A 19,356-nucleotide genomic window follows, 5' to 3' on the forward strand; every position below is an offset into this window, starting at 1 on the left:
CGCCGGGGGCGCCGTCCGCGGCCTCGCGGCGCCGAGGTTTTCCGTGGACTCGCCGCGGGGTCACCCGGCCCGGCATCCGCCGGCGGCGCGCGCCCCGGCCGTCACGCTTTCATCTGCCGTACACGCGTGGAGACCTTGAGCGCGCGCAGCGGTCCGAGAGCGGCCAGCCGGCGTTCCACGGCCCGCGTCACGTCTTCGGCCGGGGAGGCCGAGCTCCACGGTTCGGTACGCACCCGGACGTGCACCCGGCGCCTCCCCACGGAGACGCAGGCACTGCGCACTCCGTCGACATCGTGGGCCGCCGCGGTCAGCGCCCGCCGCAGCGCGGACCGCTCCAGCCCCACGACGAGGTCCGGGGCGTCGGTACTCGGCGCGGTCCACGGTGCGCGCCCGGGCAGCAGCGCCAGAACGATCAGTGCCAGGCCGACCACCGCCAGCATGACGGATGCCCCCTGCACCGGCGGATCGCTCCAGCGCGCCTCCCCCGTGTAGCCGGCGGCGCCCTCGAACGGCAGGAGGCGCAATGGGTGGCCCGCGAGTCCGGAGATGACCTCGGCCGCGGCGACCCCGGCCAGGACCAGGATCGGCACACCGATGATCAGTTCCGGCCAGGACCTGCGCGGCCGGAAGGTGCGCACGGCCACACGGTGTGCGCGCCGGACCGTGGCCGGTTCCGGCCGGCCCAGTACGTCTTCCACGGTCGTCACGGTTTCTTCTCCCCCCTCCGCGTCCCGGACCGCTCCGCTCAGGGCAGGGCGGTACCACTCGACACACGTGTTGCGCACCGGCTCGGCGGCGATCCGCATCCGCCGCTTCGCGGGACCGCGGCGCGGCGGCCCGCGCCCCGGGATGGCGGCGCCCCCGGCACCCTGCGGGACGTCCTGCTCCCACCGCACTCGCACCCCGGTCGCGGCCTTCTCCGGCCGAATCGGTCACGCTCCTGCACCCTATAACTACTTATCGTAATCGCCAATGGCTGTGGGGTGATGATCTGTGCGGCCGCGCGAGACACCGGCCCGGCATATGGGCCGGAGCGGGAAGCGGAGGCTACTGGAACACCACCGTTTTCGACCCGTTGAGCAGCACCCGGCGCTGGGCGTGCCAGTTGACCGCCCGGGCCAGCGCCACCGACTCCATGTCACGGCCGAGAGCGGCCAGCTGTTCCGGGCTGTGGGTGTGGTCGACCCGCGAGATCTCCTGCTCGATGATCGGCCCCTCGTCCAGATCGGCCGTGACATAGTGCGCCGTCGCGCCGACCAGCTTCACCCCGCGGGCATGCGCCTGGTGGTAGGGGCGCGCCCCCTTGAAACTCGGCAGGAACGAGTGGTGGATGTTGATGATCCGGCCCGGCATCTTCGCGCACAGCTCCTCCGAGAGCACCTGCATGTAGCGGGCCAGCACCACCAGGTCCACGTCGTAGGAGTCGACCAGCTCCAGCAGCCGCGCCTCCTGCTCCCGCTTGTTCTCCCGCCCCACCGGCAGGTGGTGGAAGTCCAGTTCGTAGGACCGGGCAAGGAACTCCAGATCGGGATGGTTGGACACCACGGCCACGATGTCGATGTCCAGCAGCCCGCTGCGCTGCCGGTACAGCAGATCGTTCAGGCAGTGCCCGAACTTCGACACCAGCACCAGCATGCGGGGCCGCACATCGCGCCGCCGCAGATCCCACTCCATGCCGAAGTCGCGGGCCAGGGACGCGAACGCCCCGCGGAGCACGTCCTCGCCGACGGCCTCCCCCGCGGACGCGGGCTCGGCGACGAACTGGACCCGCATGAAGAAGCGGTCCGTGTACCGGTCTCCGAACTGCTGGCTCTCGGTGATGTTGCACCCGTGTCCGGCCAGCAGGGTCGCCACCCCCGCGACGATCCCGCGGGTGTCCGGGCAGGACACCGTCAGCACGTATTCGCGATCACTCGCACGGTCACTCATAGGTCAGGCCCCCGGACGACTCCCGCTGATCAGCGCGGCTCTTCAGCGTATCCGCCCCCGTCCTTCCCCGCGGGTAACAACGCCCCCGAGTTGCGCGACCAAAAGTGAATATATTTCACAAAATATGGCATGCTGCACACCATGAAAAGCGTGCAGAAGCAGTACGACGCGGCGACGCGGGACATCGAACCGCCGTTCGCCATCGTCGATCTGACCGCCTTCCGATCCAACGCGGCCGACCTCGTCCGCCGCGCGAACGGTAAGCCCATCCGGGTCGCCAGCAAATCCGTCCGCTGCCGGCACCTGATCAAGGAGCTCTCGCCCTCCCCGGCTTCGCCGGGATCATGGCCTACACCCTCCCCGAAGCCCTCTGGCTGGCGGCCGGCACACCCGACGGCCCCCTGAGCGACGACATCCTCGTCGGCTACCCCACCGCCGACACCCGCGCCCTCGCCCGGCTCGGCCGGGAGCCCCTCCTCGCGCGGAGCATCACCGTCATGGTCGACGACCCCCACCACCTCGACCTGATCACCCGGGCCAACCCGGACCCGGTCCGCCCCATCAAGGTCTGCATCGACATCGACACCAGCTGGCAGCCGCTCGGCCCCCGCCTCCGCTTCGGCACGCACCGCTCCCCGGTGCGCACCCCCGCCCAGGCCGCGGCGCTCGCCCGCGCCGTCACTCGCCGGCCCCAGCTCCAGCTCGACGGCATCATGGCCTACGAGGCCCAGATCGCCGGCGTCGGCGACGCCCCGCCCGGCCACCCCGCCTACGGGCATGCGCTGCGCTGGTTCCAGCACCGCTCCCGGATCGAGCTCGCCCGCCGCCGCGCCGCCGTCGTCCGCGCCGTCCAGGACATCGCCGACATCCGCTTCGTCAACGGCGGCGGCACCGGAAGCCTGCACACCACGGCCCGCGAACGCGCCGTCACCGAGCTCGGCGCGGGGTCCGGCCTCTACCAGCCGCGACTGTTCGACCACTACCGCGGTTTCACCGCAACGCCCGCGGCGCTCTTCGCCCTCCCGGTCGTGCGCCGCCCCGCCCCCGGCGTCGCCACCGCGCTCGGCGGCGGCTACCTCGCCTCCGGAACCGCCGACTGCCAGCGGTTACCCCAGCCCTACCTGCCCGCCGGCCTCTCCTTCAGCCCGACCGAAGGGGCCGGCGAGGTCCAGACACCGCTCATCGGCGCCGGCGCCCTCGCCATCGGCGACCGCGTCTGGATGCGCCACGCCAAGGCCGGCGAACTCTGCGAACGCTTCACCGAACTCCACCTGGTCGACGGCGCTCCGCCGCAGGTCGCCGCCAGCGTCCCCACCTACCGCGGCGAGGGGCAGGCCTTCCTTTGACCCCTTGGGAGCAACAGCGCGGGGGCGGAGTCGCCGGACTCCGCCCCCGCGCTCACGTACCGCGGACTCAGCGCCTCTTCGAACGCCGCCGCCACATGACCACCAGGCCGACGGTGACCACCAGACCCGCTCCCAGGCCGAGCAGCACCGCCTCGGTCGGCACCGCGCTGCGCGAGGCGTAGGTCGAGACGACCTCGTCGTCGCCCTTGAGCAGGACGCTCCCCTCAGGGGGCTCGACGACGTGGCTCTCCAGCCGGATCGTGCCGTCCCCGGTCGCCATGGCACGAGCACCGCCGGCCAGGTGCACACCGGTGTCGCGCATCCGCTGCCAGCCGCGCCGCGCCACGTTCCGGGGGCTCGTACGGTCGACGATCTCATCGACCGCCCACGCGAGCCGCCGCTGCGTCCGCTCGATCTCCGCCTGTACACCGGCCGGATCCCGACGCGCTTCCGCAGGGTCGCGTCCCTCCATGCAGCCGCTCCCTTTCGCTAACGCAGGGTCGCCTGAGAACCACTCGCGGCCGGCTCCCGCCGCTCGGCCACCTCATCGTCAGACGGACGCCTGTACCCCAACGCGCCTTCGATTCCGTCCACGACACGGAAGAAATCCCGCGTGGACAACCACAGTTTATAGACAACCGCAATCTCGAACGCGAGAAGCACAACGCCCACCACGACGGTAATCCACCCGATCGCCGCGGCCGACACGACCCCCGCCAGCGGTGCCAGGACGAAGACCGCCATCTGGAACTCGATGCCGCTGACCAGGTGGGTGCGGATCCGCCGGGCGCGCAGGAAGTCCCAGAACCGCTGGTACCAGGGAAAGCGGCTGCGGAACTCCTGGTGCAGGTCCACTTTCGGCAGCGCCACGTCCGGCTGCTTGCCGGCGCGGCGGTCGTAGGTGCTCTCCTTCTCCGTCTGCGTGCGCAGGATCTGCTCCAGCACGGCGATCCCGTGCCGCAGCACCGCCTGCTCACCCTGGTCGCTCATCGGGCGCCGGCCGGCGGACGGCGCGTCCTCCGCCGGCTCCAGCATGGACAGCGTCGCCCGCGACCGCTCCAGCGCTCCCGCGAGGTGCGAACGCATCTCCCGGCGCACCTTGTAGACCTGCAGCGCGTTCAGGTAGCGCAGCATGTCGCCGAAGACGACGACGAGCGCCAGCCAGACGAACGCGACGTTGCCCGTCAGTACGTACTGCCCGCCCATCAGCGCGATCGCGCACACCAGGACCCGGAACCGGTCGAAGAGGTAGTCCATCCACGACCCGAACAGGGACTCCCGGTCCGTCAACCGCGCCAGCTTGCCGTCCATGCAGTCCAGCAGGAAGCACAGGTAGTACAGCACCGCGCCGGCTATGAGGAACTGCCACAGGCCCAGCGCGAAGCAGGCCGCCGCCCCAAGCCCGAAGAACAGCACGGCGACCGTCAACTGGTTCGGCGTTACCGAGGTCCGGTTGGCCACCAACCGGACCAGGCGCACCGCCAGCGGATCGACCATCCACACGGTCCACCAGGAGTCCCGGTCCCGGCACGTGCGTTCCCTGACATCGTCCAGAGTGAAACCAGCCATCGTTGCCTGAACTCCCAAACGCGAAGCGGACGTGCCTCCGGTCCAATAGCGCCGACCTTGAGCGTCGAGAGACGGGGACGTGGCACACGCGTCTACGCACAAGGTGTCGGCCGGTGGTGGCGAGGCCGGATGCACGGATCTGCTCAACGATAAGTGATGAGTCAGCGGAATGGCGGCGCCCCCGGGGAACCGAACACAGATCGAAACCGAAGGGCGACCGAATCCAACCCGCTCTGGAACAATCCGGCGCCATCCGGAAAGCCGCGCCCGCCCGAACATGCCGGTGTCCTCTCCGGCGGTCACCGCGCGCCCATAGGCTGGGACCGAAGCCGACCTCGGGAAAGGGAGCAAGGAACACGATGAGCGAGACCACCGTCCGCCTGGAACCCGGCGACACCGCCCCCGATTTCACCCTCGACGGCGCCGATGGCGATCCGACCAGCCTCAGCGAGGTCCTGAAGTCCGGTGGCAAACGGGTCGTGCTGTACTTCTACCCGGCCGCGATGACCCCGGGCTGCACCACGGAGGCCTGCGACTTCCGCGACAACCTCCGCGAGTTCGAGACCGCCGGGTTCACCGTCCTCGGCATCTCCCCCGACAGCCCCGAGAAGCTCGCCCGGTTCCGCGACAAGGAAGGGCTCACCTTCCCCCTTCTCGCCGACCCGCAGAAGGAGGTACTGCGCTCCTACGGCGCCTTCGGCGAGAAGAAGAACTACGGAAAGACCGTCCAAGGGGTGATCCGCTCCACCTTCATCGTCGACACCGACGCGAAGGTGCAGAAGGCCTTCTACAACGTGAAGGCCACGGGGCACGTGGACCGCATCAAGCGCGAATTGGGGCTGTGACACGCGCCGGCCCGGCGCCCGCCGGGCCGCCGCGACGACTTGCGGCTGCTCTGTCCCGACTGCCATTCTCAGAGCCGTAATTCTCCGATCGCTTGACGGACCGAACGGCAGCGATACGTCGAGCGCACGGGGCCGTAGCCCAATAGGTCGAGGCACACGGTTTAGGTCCGTGACAGTGCGGGTTCGAGTCCCGCCGGCCCCACAATGGGTCTTGCGCTGGGGTTCCACAGACGGCCAGGGAACGGCATCCGAACCCCAGCGCAGGGAACCGCCGTCAACCGTTGTGACGCGGGGGCACGTCGCGGCGGTCCAGCGTCGCTTTCTGGGCGACACAGGGACCCCGAAGTCACCCACTGAGGGCTCGAACCCGCTTCGCGCCGGAGAAACGAGTCAGCGCGAGCTTGCTCCGGTCGCAACTCCTTGGAGCGAACGAAACCCTCGGCGTCCGCAGCTAATGTCTGCCCATGGTCAGGTCGGGGTCGTCGATACCTTCGGGGGCCGGAGGCCGCGTAGCTGATCACGGGTGGGCAGAGCGGTAGCGTGCCGCTTTCGCCTGGTTCCCGCAGGTTTTCATGCTGCACCACCGGCGACGTCGGCCGCGGGAGGTGTCGGTGAAGAACCAGCCACAGCGATCGCAGGAACGTACCGGTTGGGACGATGGGCTCAGCGCCAGCCTGACTCCGTGCAGCGCGAGGACGGTGAGCGCCCCCTGAGCGGTGAGGGGCGCCGTGGAGCCGTCCGGACCTACGGCGACGTCGCTACCGATGCCGCGACGCGCCGTATCGAGGAGATCGGCGAGGGCGTCCGCGGGGAGATCGCGACCATCCGTCTTCGCCTCGAAGATCCCCCAGAAAAGCTCACGCATCCTGCGCGCCTCGCACAGTGCGGTCTGGGAGCCGTCAAAGCGGTCTCGCGCGTCGTCGAGCGCCGGCAGCAGCTTGGCGTGATGGAGCCAGGCGGTCAGGGCGTTGGCGCTATCGAGAAGGTCGATGCCGATCTCCGGCGTGCGGCGGTAGACGGTGTTCGCGAAGTCGAGTGCGACGTCACCAGCGATGAAGTGGTCATCGCTCCAGGCGGTGGCGGTGTTCATCGGAGTGGGTATCGCATCACGGGGCGGTCGCTTCGAGGACGAGCGATCTCGGTGAACCCGGCGGCAAGGAACGCGCTGGCTATACCTGTCATCGCGTTGTCCGCGCCTGCCTTGCGGCCCTTCGCCGGTTCCACCGGATAGGCCTCGACCGTTCGTGTCTCGGCGGTTTCAGCGAGGTAGTCGCATACTGCGACGATCAACTCCGAACACAAGCCTTCCCCGCGATGCCCATTCTTGATGAGCAGGCACGTCAAGGAGATGACCGGCTCATCGTCGATCGGTTTCAGCAGCGAGGAGCGCTGCATGCGCGGGAAGTCCGAGCGGTCTCCGAACCCGCACCAGGCGACCGGTTCGTCATCCACGTACGCCACGACCCCCGGTGGTGTCTTGCGTTTGGCGAGATTCCGCATCGCGGCCTTGTTGCCGTCGCCCTTGCCCTCCATCCACTCCTCGATGCTCAGGCGCCAGTGCATGCACCAGCAGCCGCGGGCTCCGCCGTTGGTGCCCATGACGGTCTCGACGTCGTCCCAGGTGTCCGACGTCAGCGGTCTGACCGTGATGTCCAGCGTGCTCACGAGTGAACTCCCGCGTGGTCGAGCACGTCACCGATGAAGGTGACGAGCAGTGTGCAACTTCGGTGGCGTGCGCCTCCAGCAGGAAGTGCCCGGCGTCGTAGAGGTGAGCTTCGAGGGAGGTCATCGATCAGGGCCTCGATCACGTGAGACAAGTGCCCGAAGGTGTACTCGTACTCATCGGGCGGCGGCGCATCCGAGAACCCGAAACCGGGTGTGTTCGGCGCGATCGCGTACACCTGCCCCCCAGCGTCGGGAGCACACCGCGGAACGAGTACGACGAGCCGGGGAAGCCGTGGAGCAGGAGGACCGCGGCCGATGATGGCACCCCCGCCTCGCGGTAGTGCGCCTTCACTCCGTCCAGCACCCGGAACAAATGCCTCGTCTTCGCTGCGTACTTCACCGGACTCCCTATCGAGGCCAGGACCCTCCATGCTCCAGAATAACCGCACTACGGCATTTTAAGGGTTACTCCTGAAAACCGTAAGAGGATGGACACCAGGGCTCGGCCAACGGTCAGGGCGGCGCGGCGGTGTCGTGTGCGGCCGCCGCGCACCAGGCGGGCTCGCCGTGGCGCTGCACCTGGCGGCGGTCGCCCTTTGTGCGGCTCCGGCGAGCACGCCGGAAGAGGCGTCCTTCTCACCCGCTGCCGGTCTCGCCGATCGCGCCACCGGGCCTGCCCGGCTCCTGCCCGAGGGGCGGAGCGGGAGGGTATGCCGCCGCCGTGGTGGGCATCGAGCGCGCCCGCTTTCGGGCCGTTCTCCGGCCCGGCTCAGCCGCCGGGCCGGAGAACAAGCCCTTCACCGAAAGCGACGCTGCGCTGCCCTGCACACCCTTACGGTGAGTTCCTCCCGGCCGCCCGATCCACTGGCGGTGAAGCCCAAAGCGGGCACCCCCGCAGGAGGACTCCCGCCCCCGGCTTTCCGCTGGGAAGCGGCCTTCCACCGCAGAGGACCTCCAGACCGTCTTACCCGCCTGCCCCACTCATCGCTATGTCGTCAGGGCTCCGAAGTGTTGGGGGCGACCACGACCACGCACTCCGGCCGGTCCGGTCCTTCGGCTCCGGGCACCTCGGCGTTCAGCATGGTTCCGTCTCGACGCGGTCCACCTCCTCCGGCCGCGGCAGCGTACCGGCCTTCACACTGTGGTCCAGGTAGCGGTACACCAGTTCGCGGTCGATCCGCGGGCATCGGATACCGGTACCGGCGAGCCCGCGGTCCAGGTTCTCCGTGCGCACCGGTCCCAGACGGAGACCGGTCGCGCTGCCGGAGTGCAGGTCGAAGAACGCCAGGGTGGCCGCCGCCTCGTCGTCTGTGTCCCGCAGCCGGTCCAGCCAGGCCGGGACCGGCAACCGGAGCACCGGGTAACCGTAGTCGGCCACCCAGTCGAACACCTCGGTCAGCCGGACCTGCCGTACCGGCACGACGTTGTACACCCTCGGCTGAGGAGTCTCCGCCGGCGTAGTCGCCATGGCCAGCCGCACCACGGCGCGGGCCACGTAGTCGACGGGCGTCCAGGGCTCGGTCACGTCCAGCTCCGGCAGTACCCCGGCGGGCAGGCCCACGCGGAGTATCCGCCAGAGCAGATCGTTGGGGTTGGCAAGGCCGGTTCCGGGTGCGGCGACGATCCGGCCCGGCCGGTACACCGCCACTGGGAGCCCGCGCTGCCCCGCCTGCTCGACCAGCTGCTCGGCGACCCATTTGCTCTGCTGGTAACCGTCCTGCAGGCCGGGGTGAGCGGCCACGAAGTCCTCCGGCACCTCGGGCAGCACCGTGTCCGGCGGGGCCACCGCGAGGGTGGAGACGTGATGCAGTGCGCTGGGGCGGCCGGCGGACGCCAGGCGCAGCACCTCGCGCGTGCCGCCGACGTTGATCTGGCGCAGGCTCGTATAGCCGCGGACCACGCTGACCATGGCCGCGTTGTGGACCACCGCGTCGGCCTCGGCCGCGAACGCGGCGAACTGGTCGGCGTCGAGGCCCAGCCGGGGCTGGGCCAGGTCTGCCCGTACCGGAACCACCCGGCCGTCCAGCGCGGTCGAGGGCAGCGCCTGGTCGGCCAGGGCCCGGGTGATCCGCTCGGCGGCGTTGCCGGTGTCGCTCGCCCGCACTGGGCAGACGACCTGTGCGTCCGTCTGGCCCAGCAGTTCGGTGAGCAGGTGCGGCCCGAGGAAGCCGGTGGCGCCGGTGAGCACAACGGTCGCAGCGGCGGGAGCCGTCCGGGCGGGACTGCCAGGCGCCGGCGTTGGCGTGATGTCGTCCGGCAGTTCGGTGTCGACCATGTACCCCTCGCCGGGCGCACCGGCCGGAGTCGCCGCGTCCTCAGGGGTCGACGCGCCGGCCGCGCCGGTCCCCCCTGCCGGGGTCGGCATGCCGCGCTCGGCGGTTGCGAGGGAGGCGGCCAGCTCGGCGACGGTCGAGTACCGGAACAGCATGGCGGCCGTAACCTCGAAACCCAGCTCGTGGCCCAGCCGGGTTGCCACCTGGACACTCTGCAGCGACTGCCCGCCGAGTCCGAAGAAGTCGTCGTGTACGTCGTTCGGACGCACCCCGAGCACCTGCTCCCATACGTCGGCGACCAGCTCCTCCGTCCTGTCCCGCGGTGCCTGGCCGGACGCTGCCCGGCTCGCGGCCGTCCGCCCGGCCCGGGGCTCCGGGAGCGCGCCGTAGTCGATCTTGCCATGGCGGGTCAGCGGCAGCTGGTCGAGCACCACGAAGACGTCCGGGAGCAGATGCGCCGGCAGATCGCGGCACAGCTGGCCGCGGAGGCCGCGGATAAACGCGTTCTCCCGCAGCGGGCGAAGCGGATCGTTGGCCACGACGGTGCCAGAGGGCGGTTCCTGCACGCAGGCCAGGCGTAGGTACGGTTCGGCGGAGTCATCGGCCGGTGTGAGCAGCAGGTGGAGCCGGTCGGAGCGGTGCGGCGACAGCAGTACTTCGGCGGTACAGGGAAAGTCGCCCCCGAGCGCCCACAGCTCCTCCGGGGCGATCCCCGCGCCGGTCCAGGTCGGCTCCGAACGCAGCCCGCCCAGCAGCGCCCCGCCGGTCCCGCCCGCGCGAAGTTCCGCGGCCAGGTCGCACAGCTGTGCGACCCGGGCGTTCGGAATGTCGCGAATGAGGAGTGGCCGGGTCAGCTGCCGGGCCCGGCGGTGCAGCTCCTCCAGGGAGAGTGAGCCCGGATCCCAGTCGAGCACCGCGAGATGGTGGCCGGCTTGGCCGGGTTCACCGATGGTGAGGACCGCGTCGAACCGGAAGCACGTCAGTTCGTTCTCCAGGCGCCCGCGCTTGGGGAGCAGCCGAACGGCAGACACCCCGGGGAGCTCCCGGGCCAGCCTCCTGACCGCGTCCGGGTGCACGACCAGCTCGGTCTCACCGCGCGCCCCTTGTTTGGCCGCGTTCCAGATCGCCGCCGGAGCCCGGTCGCCGCGGTCGCCGTACAGCTCCAGCGCGAGGTGGAACTCTTCCAGCAAGCCGAGGTGGCGGAGGTCTCCCAGGAAGACGTGGCCACCGGGCCGGGTGGCGCGGGCCGCATTCTCCACGGTCCGGCGCAGGTACTCCAGGCTCGGGAAGTACTGGGCCACCGAGTTGAGCACGACCACGTCGAAGTACCCTTCGGGCAGCCCGGTGAAGTCGTCCGCCGCCTGCCGGAGGAGCCTGGCCCCAGAAGTTCCGCTCGCGGCGTCCAGCTGCCGCCGTAACTGGTCAAGCGCGTTCTCGGAGATGTCCAGACCCCAGTACTCGACGCCGTCCTCGACCAGTGGCACGGCGAGCAGTCCGGACCCGCAGCCGAGTTCGAGCACCCGGCGCGGCCGCAGTGCGCGCAGGCGGTCGACCGTGGTCGTCACCCACTCGTCGAGATCCGCGGCCGGCATCGCCTCCCCGGTGAAACTGCTGTGCCAGCCGACCGTGGCGTCGCCGCGGTCGGCAGAGGCCCCGTACATCTGCTCGCTCAGTGCGGTCCAGTGCCGCAGCCGCTCGCCGGTGAGCTTGTCGGTCTCCTCGTGCGTATTCGCCGGCGGCTCGGAAGGGACCACGTAGGCGGCCAGGTAGCGGTCGGTCTCCGCACCGTAGGCGGTCACCGCCGCCGCGGTCACGGAGTCGTGTGCGAGCAGCGTGTGCTCGATCTCACCGGGCTCGATCCGGAAACCGCGGACCTTCACCTGCCGGTCCACCCGGCCGAGGAACTCCAGCTCCCCGTCGGGGGTGCGGCGGACCAGGTCACCGGTACGGTACATGCGCGCGTCCGGTCCGGCGTCAAACGGGTCGGGCAGGAAGCGCGCGGCGGTCAGCTCCGGCCGGTCGAGGTAGCCGAGCGCCACCGTCGGCCCGGCCACGTACAGTTCGCCGGCGACTCCGGGAGCGACCGGTCGGCCGTCCGGGTCGAGGATGTAGGTGCTGAGCCCCTCGACCGCCCGGCCGATGGTGGGCTCGCCGTCACCGTGGCCGACCTCCGCGTACGTCGCCCACAGGGCCACCTCGGTAGGTCCGTACACGTTGTAGAAGCTCCGGCCGGCGCCCCAGGTGCGGACGAGACCGCGGTTGCACTGTTCCCCGCCGGTGATGATGATGCGCACGGACGGCAGCGGCACATCGGCCGGCAGCGACTGCAGCGCGGACGGGGTCATGGCGACGACCGACACCCCATGCTCGTTGATCAGCTTGGTCAGGCCGGGACCGGGCAGCTCTCCCGGCTCCGGCAGACTGAGCGCGGCCCCGGCGGACAGCCCGAGTCCGATCTCGAACAACGAGGCGTCGAAGCTCATGGGGAGGAACTGCAGCACTGTATCGTCCGGGGTGAGGGCGAACACGTCGCGCATGCGCTGCGTCGCCAGCGCCAGCCCGCCATGGTGGTTCAGAACGCCCTTGGGCTTCCCTGTGGTGCCCGACGTGTACATCAGGTAGGCCGCGTCGCCGGGAGCCGGGCGGTGGAGGGCAACGTCCCGCGAATGCGCGGCGATGTTGTCCCGCTCCGCTTCCAGGTCGATAACCGGTGCCGTCGCCCCGGTCAGCACCGGCGCGGTCGCGGCGGTCGCGATGATCGTCCGGGGGCGGGCGTCGGCCAGTAGGAATTTGATCCGGTCCGGCGGGCTGGACGGATCCAGCGGCATGTACACCGCTCCCGCCTTCAAAACCGCCAGCAAGCTTATTATCAGGTCGAACGAGCGGGGTACGCAGACCCCGACCGCGTTCTCCGGGCCGACACCGTTCGCGGTCAGGTAATGCGCCAGCCGCTCGGATCGCGTGTCCAGCTCACCGTAGGTCAGGGTCCGGTCGCCCTCCCTGAGCGCGACAGCGGTGGGACGCGCGGCGGTCAACCGGCGGAATGTGTCCGGGAAAGACGCGAGATCCGTGGCCTGACCAGGCCAGAATCTGTCCATCGCCGAAGAGCTCCACGTTGGCCTGTGCATATTTCACCTCGTGAGTTAGGGAATAGGGGGAGGGGAGTTCAGGCTGCTCCGCTGCACCACGCCCTCCGGAAACCGGACCTCTCACCTGCGACATGCGAGGTAGCCACGCGATAAACCACGGCGTTGGTACCGGGACGTATGCGCAGCCGGACCGGCGATTACGGCTACTCCCGTGCGTCGGGACTCAGGTGCCCTGTTCGGTTTTCCGAGGGAAACCGGAAAGCTCAGGTCGGGGGCCGAACCGGCCCAACTCATAGGCCGAGCGGAACCCGCCGTGAGCGGTCACGCCGGTGAAGGTAGGCGGAAAGGCGCCAGGTTTCCGCAGCTCGACGACGTGCTTGTGCTCGTTCCGGTTACCGAAAACCCATCCATGGATCCTTCCGCGGTGTCGGAGAGCACCCAGGCTGCCGGGACAGCGAGCGCTCGACACAGCCCTGTGGAGGTCGACCTATGGTGCCCCCAATCGGGTAGCCCGAGTGGGCCCGCCAGCGCTGCCGGGGCTTGACACCCCCGTGCCCTGGGAGAAGCGCCCTCCGCCGGACCGTTGGACCGGACCGCCCCTGGAAGAGCGCAGCGCCCCGACTCCTCAGGCGTCCGCCGAAGCCGGACAGGAGCGGCGCGGGGGCTGCCAGCCTGGGCGCGGGCTAGCCGCATATCTCGGCGAGCGGCGAGGGCGGCGAGTGGGGCCGGCGAGGAACGCGGCGGGGCACACCGTGAGTACGGCGGGCGGGTACTTCGCGGCCCGCGCACGGTGCGGGACTTCCCGATGGCTCCTAGGCGGCCGGGAGATGTCCTCAGCCGGAGGATGCTGGCGCAGCCGGTCGCGTCGGCCGTACCGCGGGTACCAGGCGCGGACGGTGTCGCGCTGCGCAGGGGCATCCCCTCATCGGACCGACGCGCGCCGCCCCGCCCCTCCTCCCCTCCCCAAGAGTTGTGCCAGCGGGTACTATCGGCGTCCTTTTAGACCAGGACCATCAACAGCGTCCGGAAATCTAAACTGCATCCAGTAGTGATGTGTCGTGTCGGCGCAGGGGGCGACACACGGGCGAGGAGCGCGGCGGCGAGTTCTCCCCTATCACGCGTTTCTACTGGTGTTGGGTATAGGCGAGTTTCCTCATCATGGCAGTTGAGATTTCCGTAGACTCGTTCTATGCTTCACGTCGCCGAGGCCTTCTACTTGAATCATGCGATATCCGAAATACGCTCTATAAAAGTATGAGGGTCGTACGGGGGGCGCTCGGTGATCTGATCCTGGCCGGGGCCGCTGTTCAGGACTCCTCCGCGTCGGCGTCGAGGTGCTCTGCGGAGACGGCGTCACGACCACGGCGCCTGAGATAGTGAAGAGGTAGCTCCCAGATGCAGCCATTCGTGGGACATGACCATGAACTGCTGACATTCCTCACCGGCCTGCGAGAGGCGTGGAGGGGCTCATCTTGGCTATTCCCGGCCACGGTGTCCCATGCGGCGGCGAAACCCCTAACACGCAGCGCCGAAACGTTCGGTACGAGGCTGCCGACCCGCACCGCGCGAGGGCGGCGCACATGCCTCGTCCAAACAGGGCGGCGGATGTCGCCACCGGGAACCGTCGACGAGCCCCGAGAGCCGGAGGCGCTATCAGTCGCGGTCGACACCGCCCCGATACGGGGAGCTCCCCTCACCCCGGTTTCCGCCGAACAGATGGGCCGCCCTGATCGCGTCTGATCTCGAACTCTTTGTGCGCTCGTCGCGCACACCAGGAGAGGGCTCGGCCGCCTATCCCGGCGGAAAGGCGCGTCGCGGAGTTCGCCCCGGCATCGGCCCACGGACAGAACGCCAAAGAGCCTGGTGAGCACGTACTGTACTGTCGCCCCTCGCCTGTCCGGGGGTCGCCGCGGTCCCGGCGCCGGGCTGCTGGAAGTTGCTCGTCCTTACCTGGGAAGGCACGCCCGGACCCCACTATTGCCTCCGTCGCTCACGCTCTGTTTGCGGTCACGACCTCTACCGCCAGAAGGCTCGTGACGACCACCAGGCCCGAGATGCAAAGAGTTCCGGTATCTCCGTGGTGCCATCGCACGGAGTCCGTAACCAAGATAGTCATGGCGAGAAAAGCTGACATCGCGGAAGGGGCGCCTTTCATCGAGACAGCGATAAGGCAGGAAGGCTGCACGTGAAATTCATTGATTATTCAGCATCTTCCCCCTGTAGGTCAGGTACCGTAGCCAATGTTCCGACTGGCGGAATGGAATCCTCTGTCGTTATCCTGCACCAGGACGAGGTCATCAGATCCGGGCTCGAAACGATAATCGACAGAATTCCACAGGTCAGTCACTCGAAATCATATTCAGACTGGTCCGCGGTGGCCCCGGTACTGCGAAGTTTCACCGCGGGAAGCATATGGATCGTCTCCCACACTGTGGTGCGCCAGGATCCGGACCGCGTGCCGATGCTCCAGTCTCGGGGGATGAAGGTCATCCTTCTCCTGCACGGGGCCGACGGAAGGGAGATCACGGACGCCGCGGACCTGAGCCCGGACGGGTTTCTGAGCGCAGGCGACGTCAGCAGGGCGGTGCTGCTGGAGACCATACGCGCGCTCAGGCAGGGGCGCATCCTCATGTCTCCGGAACTGACCCGGGGTTTGCTGACTGAGCTCCGGCGCCCCGGGAAAGCCGGCGCCAACCTCCTCACCCCGCGCGAGACACAGACCTTGAAACTGTTGGTCGAGGGCTGTAGTAACAAGCAGATCGCGAAGCACCTCGGAATAGGCATTAACAGCGTCAAGCGCCATGTGGGAAACATCCTCGCGAAACTCAACTGCCCCAACCGGACGATGGCGGCGGCCGAAGCCGTACGGCTGAAAATCATCTGATCGCGATCCGGAGTGGACGCCCGTGACGAACGAATCCTTGACCAGTGCGGTAGCCCGCGTGGCCGGCCGCCGCGTTCTCAGCGTCACGGCCGGTACGCGGTCGAGCCCTGGTCAGGAGAACCCGAACACCCCTTCAGTCGTGTGCGCGACGGAGGTGGGCAGCACACCTCCCACTGGCGTGCCGAAAACTCATTGCCCGCTCCAGCACCGCGCGAGGATACGGCGGTGCTGGGGCGGGCCCTCGGCGGGAGCACGGTGCGGCTATCTCGCGGGGTCGCGGTTGTACAGCTTCTTCGCCCAGATGTAGGCGGCCAGTGTGATGCCGGCGCACCAGGCGACAGCGAGTACCGCGCTGTTGCCGATCTCGGTGCCCATCAGCAGCCCACGCAGGGTCTCGATGATGGGGGTGAAGGTTGGTACTCGGCGAACCACCGCAGCCCGGTCGGCATCGTGTCGGTGGGCACGAAACCGCTGCCGAGGAAGGGCAGGAAGACCAGGGGCATAGGGAGGTTGCTCGCGGTCTCGACGCTCTCGGAGACCATGCCGAGCGCAACCGACAGCCAGGTGAGGGCGAAGGTGACCACCGACAGCAGGCCGGCGGCCGCGATCCACTCGACAGGGCCGGCGTCGGGCCGGAATCCGAGGAGCAGCGCCACCCCGGTCACGATCGCGACGCTGATCAGCGTCTGGACCAGGGTGCCCACGACATGGCCGGTCAGCACCGAGACGCGGGCGATGGGCATGGTGCGGAACCGGGCGACGACGCCTTCGGTCATGTCCGTGGCCACCGATATGGCCGTGCCCTGGGCCGCTGAGGCCACGGTGATCAGCATGATCCCGGGGACGATGTAGTCGAGGTACTCGGCGCGGCCGCCGGACGCGCCGGCGAGTCCGGCGCCCATGGCACCGCCGAAGACGTACACGAACAGCAGTAGGAAAACGATCGGCATGCCGGCGAGCAGGAGCGTCATGGACGGGTAGCGCAGCATGTGCCGCAGTTGGCGGCCCAGCATCGTGGCCGAGTCGCCAGCGGCGTGGGTGAGGGTGTTCATCGTGAGGCTGCTTTCCGCTCGTTGTTGTCCGCGCTGGGGTGGCCGGTGAGGGCGAGAAAGACGTCGTCGAGGTCGGGGGCGTGTACCGACAGCTCCTCGGCCTTGATCGACTCGTCGTCGAGGCGGTCGAGGAGCGCCCGCAGCGACTCGATTCCGCCGTCGCCGGGGATCTGGAGCGCCAGCGCGTCGTCGTCGCGCGACCCGTCGAGGGTGCGGGCTGCCGACTCCAGGTCGCCGGCCTCGGCGAAGCGCAGGCGGAAATGCCCGCCGGGGACGCGGCGCTTGAGTTCGGCAGGCGTGCCCTCGGCGACGAGCGTGCCGCGGTCCAGGACCGCGATCCGATCGGCGAGCCGGTCGGCCTCTTCCAGGTACTGCGTGGTGAGGAAGACGGTGACCCCGTCGGCCACGAGGGCGCGGATGATCTCCCACACGCCGCGGCGGCTGCGCGGGTCCAGCCCGGTGGTCGGTTCGTCGAGGAAGATGAGGCGGGGGTCGCCGACCAGGGTCATCGCGAGGTCGAGTCGGCGGCGCATGCCCCCGGAGTAGGTGGCGGCCGCCTTCTTGGCCGCGTCGACCAGGTCGAACCGCTCCAACAGTTCGGCGGTGCGCCGTCGGGCGCGACGGCGGCCCAGGCGATGCAGGTTCGCCATCAGCAGCAGGTTCTCCTCGCCGGTGAGGAGGCCGTCCACCGCCGAGTACTGGCCGGTGACGCCGATCGCGGTGCGCACCGCGTCGGGGTCCTGGGCCAGGTCGTGGCCGAGGACACGCGCCTGGCCGCTGTCTGCGCTGATCAGCGTGGACAGGATCTTCACGATGGTGCTCTTGCCGGCGCCGTTGGGGCCCAGGAGCGAGAAGATCGTCCCCGCGGGAATGTCCAGGTCGATGCCGTCCAACACGACGTGGTCGCCGAAGGACTTGCGCAGCCCGGTGGCCGTGATGGCCGCTTGGGGAGGGTGCAAGGTCATGTCTGCCTCGTTTCTCGTTCGCCGCAGGCGGCGGCTTCGAAAGGGGTGGGGGTCCGGGCGGAGCCTTGCGAAGGCTCGCGGGCGTGCAGGAGCGAAGGACTCAGGCGCGGCGGACGACGATGTCGCCGTAAACGCTGTGGGCGCGCACCTCGGCGGTCTCCTCAGCGGTGCCCGGGTCCTCGGCCGATTCCAGGGAGCTGCTCACGCTGCCGTGCTTGGAGCCCACGTCCAGCCAGGCGGCGGTGCCTTCGCGGATGCCGATCTCCAGTTCTCCGTAGGAGGTCTTCAGGTCCGCACGGCCGCGGACCAGCTCGCCGGTCCGGACGTTGCCGTGGGCGGTCCTGGCTTCGACGGAGGCCAGGGGGCGCTCGGCGGTGATGTCGCCGTGCGCGGATTTCATCCGCAGCCTGCCGGTCACCGTGCCGAGGGTGATGGCGCCGTTGGACGTCTTGACCGCTGCGCTGCCGTCGATCTCCCGGGCGCGGATCCAGCCGTGCGTCGAGGTGAGCTCGGCGCTTCCCGTCAGCCGGTCCAGCGCGATGTTGCCGCTGGAGGCGGTGAGCTTGGAGGCGCCCAGGGTGCCTTCGCAGCGGATGTTGGCGTCCCTGGTACTGGCCTGGATCTGCGAGCCGGTCGGCAGGTCCACGGTCACGTCAGCTACGCCCTTGCGCAGCAGCCGGCCCAGCCCTGTGGTGGCGGGGTCCTCGACCAGCAGTCGGCCGTCGGCGTACTCGATGCGGATCTGTTCTGCGGCGCGCACGTCGGCGTCCTTGGCGGGGTCGCGCGGGCGGACCTCGACGGCGGTGTCGGAGCGGTCGCCGGCGTTGATCTGGACGGCGCCGAAGACCAGGTTGATCTCGGCGGTGATCGGTTCGGGTGTGTCGAAAGTAGGCATAGGGGTCTCCCGGTCATGGCGCTTGTGGGCGTCTCCGCTGGTGGGAGACGTGGTGGGTGCGGTGTCGGGTGCAGGGGCGGCTAGCGGACCCAGCCGGTGTAGCCGCGTCCGACCTGGCGGCTCGCGGCCTGGCCGGCCCGGCGGGTACCGGTGTCGAGCGCGCCGGACACGGCGCGCACCAGCCAGGCGTTGACCGAAAGCCCTTCGCGGCGGGCCGCCTCCTCGACGCGCGGCTTGAGGTGGTCGGGCAGGCGCAAGGTGATCCGCGACGTGCCCCCTTCCTCGGCCTCCGGCGGGACCGATCCCGCGGGCGGCCGGCCCTCTGCCGCTGTGTCGTGCGGGCGGCCGTCCTCGTCGGCGTCCTCGAACGCTTCGCCGACCGGGGGTGACGTCACAATGAAGTCAGTCTGGCCCCCGCGCAGCCGGACCTCGACCGAGCCCGGGGCGAAGTCGCGGGTGATCTCGTCCGCGGCGTCGGCCAGCGCGTCCAACAGGGCCAATCGGGCAGCCGGTTCCAGCGCCGCGGTCAGGCGTTCGGCGACCGCCCGAGTGTCCTCGCCTCCGGCTTCGGCGGCCGCCACGAGCTGGCGGCGGAGGTTGTCGACATACGGCATCAAATCCATGACTTCACTATGACGTCTATTATGACGTCACGTCAAGCCATTCCTGACTCATCTTGACGCCATGGCCCTAGTTCCACCCGGCACACCCGACGACTGCCGGCCCCCGGCATCGCCTTGGGTGCGACCCTCGACCACGACAGTGGTTTCGACCTCCCCTTCGTACACACCTCCGAGCAGTCTGACTAGACTAAACTTAGTCATGTTGACTATGCTGAGGATAT

The 19,356-nt window shown here is 69.4% G+C and carries 12 protein-coding genes, 1 tRNA gene and 2 pseudogenes; 4 read left to right on the top strand and 11 right to left on the bottom strand.

Annotated elements, in window-relative coordinates; translation table 11 throughout:
• Positions 1 to 101 precede the first annotated feature (101 nt).
• Together VS93_RS11500 and purU are read right to left on the bottom strand one after the other, a co-directional pair.
• Positions 102 to 707 carry a DUF6286 domain-containing protein gene (locus tag VS93_RS11500; protein WP_046469994.1) on the bottom strand — a complete coding sequence of 202 codons (606 nt, stop codon included), beginning with the start codon at positions 705 to 707 and terminating at the stop codon, positions 102 to 104.
• A 340-nt stretch (positions 708 to 1,047) separates the two neighbouring features.
• On the bottom strand, positions 1,048 to 1,929 hold the full coding sequence (purU, locus tag VS93_RS11505; protein ID WP_046469954.1) for a formyltetrahydrofolate deformylase: 882 nt from the start codon (positions 1,927 to 1,929) through the stop codon (positions 1,048 to 1,050).
• Between the two features lie 141 nt (positions 1,930 to 2,070).
• Between purU and VS93_RS11510 the strand changes: the two are divergent.
• Positions 2,071 to 3,275 (top strand): annotated as a pseudogene (locus VS93_RS11510) (amino acid deaminase/aldolase).
• A gap of 67 nt (positions 3,276 to 3,342) precedes the next feature.
• On the opposite strand, the gene VS93_RS11515 reads toward VS93_RS11510, so the two are convergent.
• On the bottom strand, positions 3,343 to 3,747 hold the full coding sequence (locus VS93_RS11515) for a DUF3618 domain-containing protein (RefSeq protein ID WP_046469955.1): 405 nt from the start codon (positions 3,745 to 3,747) through the stop codon (positions 3,343 to 3,345).
• A 17-nt stretch (positions 3,748 to 3,764) separates the two neighbouring features.
• Positions 3,765 to 4,844, bottom strand: coding sequence for a CDP-alcohol phosphatidyltransferase family protein (locus VS93_RS11520; protein WP_046469956.1), 1,080 nt, complete (start codon positions 4,842 to 4,844; stop codon positions 3,765 to 3,767).
• Between the two features lie 359 nt (positions 4,845 to 5,203).
• On the opposite strand from VS93_RS11520, the gene bcp reads away from it, so the two are divergent.
• Together bcp and VS93_RS11530 are read left to right on the top strand one after the other, a co-directional pair.
• Complete coding sequence (gene bcp / locus VS93_RS11525) at positions 5,204 to 5,689, top strand: thioredoxin-dependent thiol peroxidase (protein ID WP_046469957.1); 486 nt, start codon at positions 5,204 to 5,206, stop codon at positions 5,687 to 5,689.
• A gap of 128 nt (positions 5,690 to 5,817) precedes the next feature.
• Positions 5,818 to 5,891, top strand: a tRNA-Leu gene (locus tag VS93_RS11530).
• A 315-nt stretch (positions 5,892 to 6,206) separates the two neighbouring features.
• Here the strand turns inward: VS93_RS11530 and VS93_RS11535 are convergent.
• The 3 genes from VS93_RS11535 to VS93_RS11545 all read right to left on the bottom strand — a co-directional run bounded on the left by VS93_RS11535 (position 6,207) and on the right by VS93_RS11545 (position 12,725).
• Positions 6,207 to 6,779 (bottom strand): CGNR zinc finger domain-containing protein, encoded by a 573-nt coding sequence (locus VS93_RS11535; protein ID WP_046469958.1) that lies wholly within the window; start codon positions 6,777 to 6,779, stop codon positions 6,207 to 6,209.
• Positions 6,776 to 7,354: a GNAT family N-acetyltransferase gene (locus VS93_RS11540; RefSeq protein WP_052745696.1), complete on the bottom strand. Its 579-nt coding sequence runs from the start codon at positions 7,352 to 7,354 to the stop codon at positions 6,776 to 6,778. Before VS93_RS11540 ends, VS93_RS11535 begins: the two co-directional genes overlap by 4 nt.
• Before the next feature lie 1,075 nt (positions 7,355 to 8,429).
• A complete protein-coding gene (locus tag VS93_RS11545; protein WP_052745697.1) occupies positions 8,430 to 12,725 on the bottom strand; it encodes a non-ribosomal peptide synthetase family protein in 4,296 nt (1,431 codons plus the stop codon).
• Between the two features lie 2,248 nt (positions 12,726 to 14,973).
• On the opposite strand from VS93_RS11545, the gene VS93_RS26945 reads away from it, so the two are divergent.
• Positions 14,974 to 15,600 (top strand): response regulator transcription factor, encoded by a 627-nt coding sequence (locus VS93_RS26945; RefSeq protein ID WP_052745698.1) that lies wholly within the window; start codon positions 14,974 to 14,976, stop codon positions 15,598 to 15,600.
• Positions 15,601 to 15,861: 261 nt separating this feature from the next.
• Here the strand turns inward: VS93_RS26945 and VS93_RS11555 are convergent.
• The 4 genes and pseudogenes from VS93_RS11555 to VS93_RS11570 all read right to left on the bottom strand — a co-directional run bounded on the left by VS93_RS11555 (position 15,862) and on the right by VS93_RS11570 (position 19,135).
• A pseudogene (locus tag VS93_RS11555) lies at positions 15,862 to 16,652 on the bottom strand (ABC transporter permease).
• Entirely contained in the window at positions 16,649 to 17,617 is a 969-nt protein-coding gene (locus tag VS93_RS11560; RefSeq protein WP_046469959.1) for an ATP-binding cassette domain-containing protein, read from the bottom strand. The pseudogene VS93_RS11555 and the gene VS93_RS11560 overlap by 4 nt, the downstream one beginning before the upstream one ends.
• Positions 17,618 to 17,717: 100 nt before the next feature.
• The gene (locus VS93_RS11565; protein ID WP_046469960.1) at positions 17,718 to 18,512 is read right to left on the bottom strand and encodes a DUF4097 family beta strand repeat-containing protein; all 795 of its coding nucleotides are present in this window, start codon (positions 18,510 to 18,512) and stop codon (positions 17,718 to 17,720) included.
• Between the two features lie 80 nt (positions 18,513 to 18,592).
• On the bottom strand, positions 18,593 to 19,135 hold the full coding sequence (locus tag VS93_RS11570; protein WP_173434294.1) for a histidine kinase: 543 nt from the start codon (positions 19,133 to 19,135) through the stop codon (positions 18,593 to 18,595).
• Between the last annotated feature and the right edge of the window lie 221 nt (positions 19,136 to 19,356).

It is taken from the genome of Allosalinactinospora lopnorensis (genome assembly GCF_000981225.1).
Taxonomy (GTDB): domain Bacteria; phylum Actinomycetota; class Actinomycetes; order Streptosporangiales; family Streptosporangiaceae; genus Allosalinactinospora; species Allosalinactinospora lopnorensis.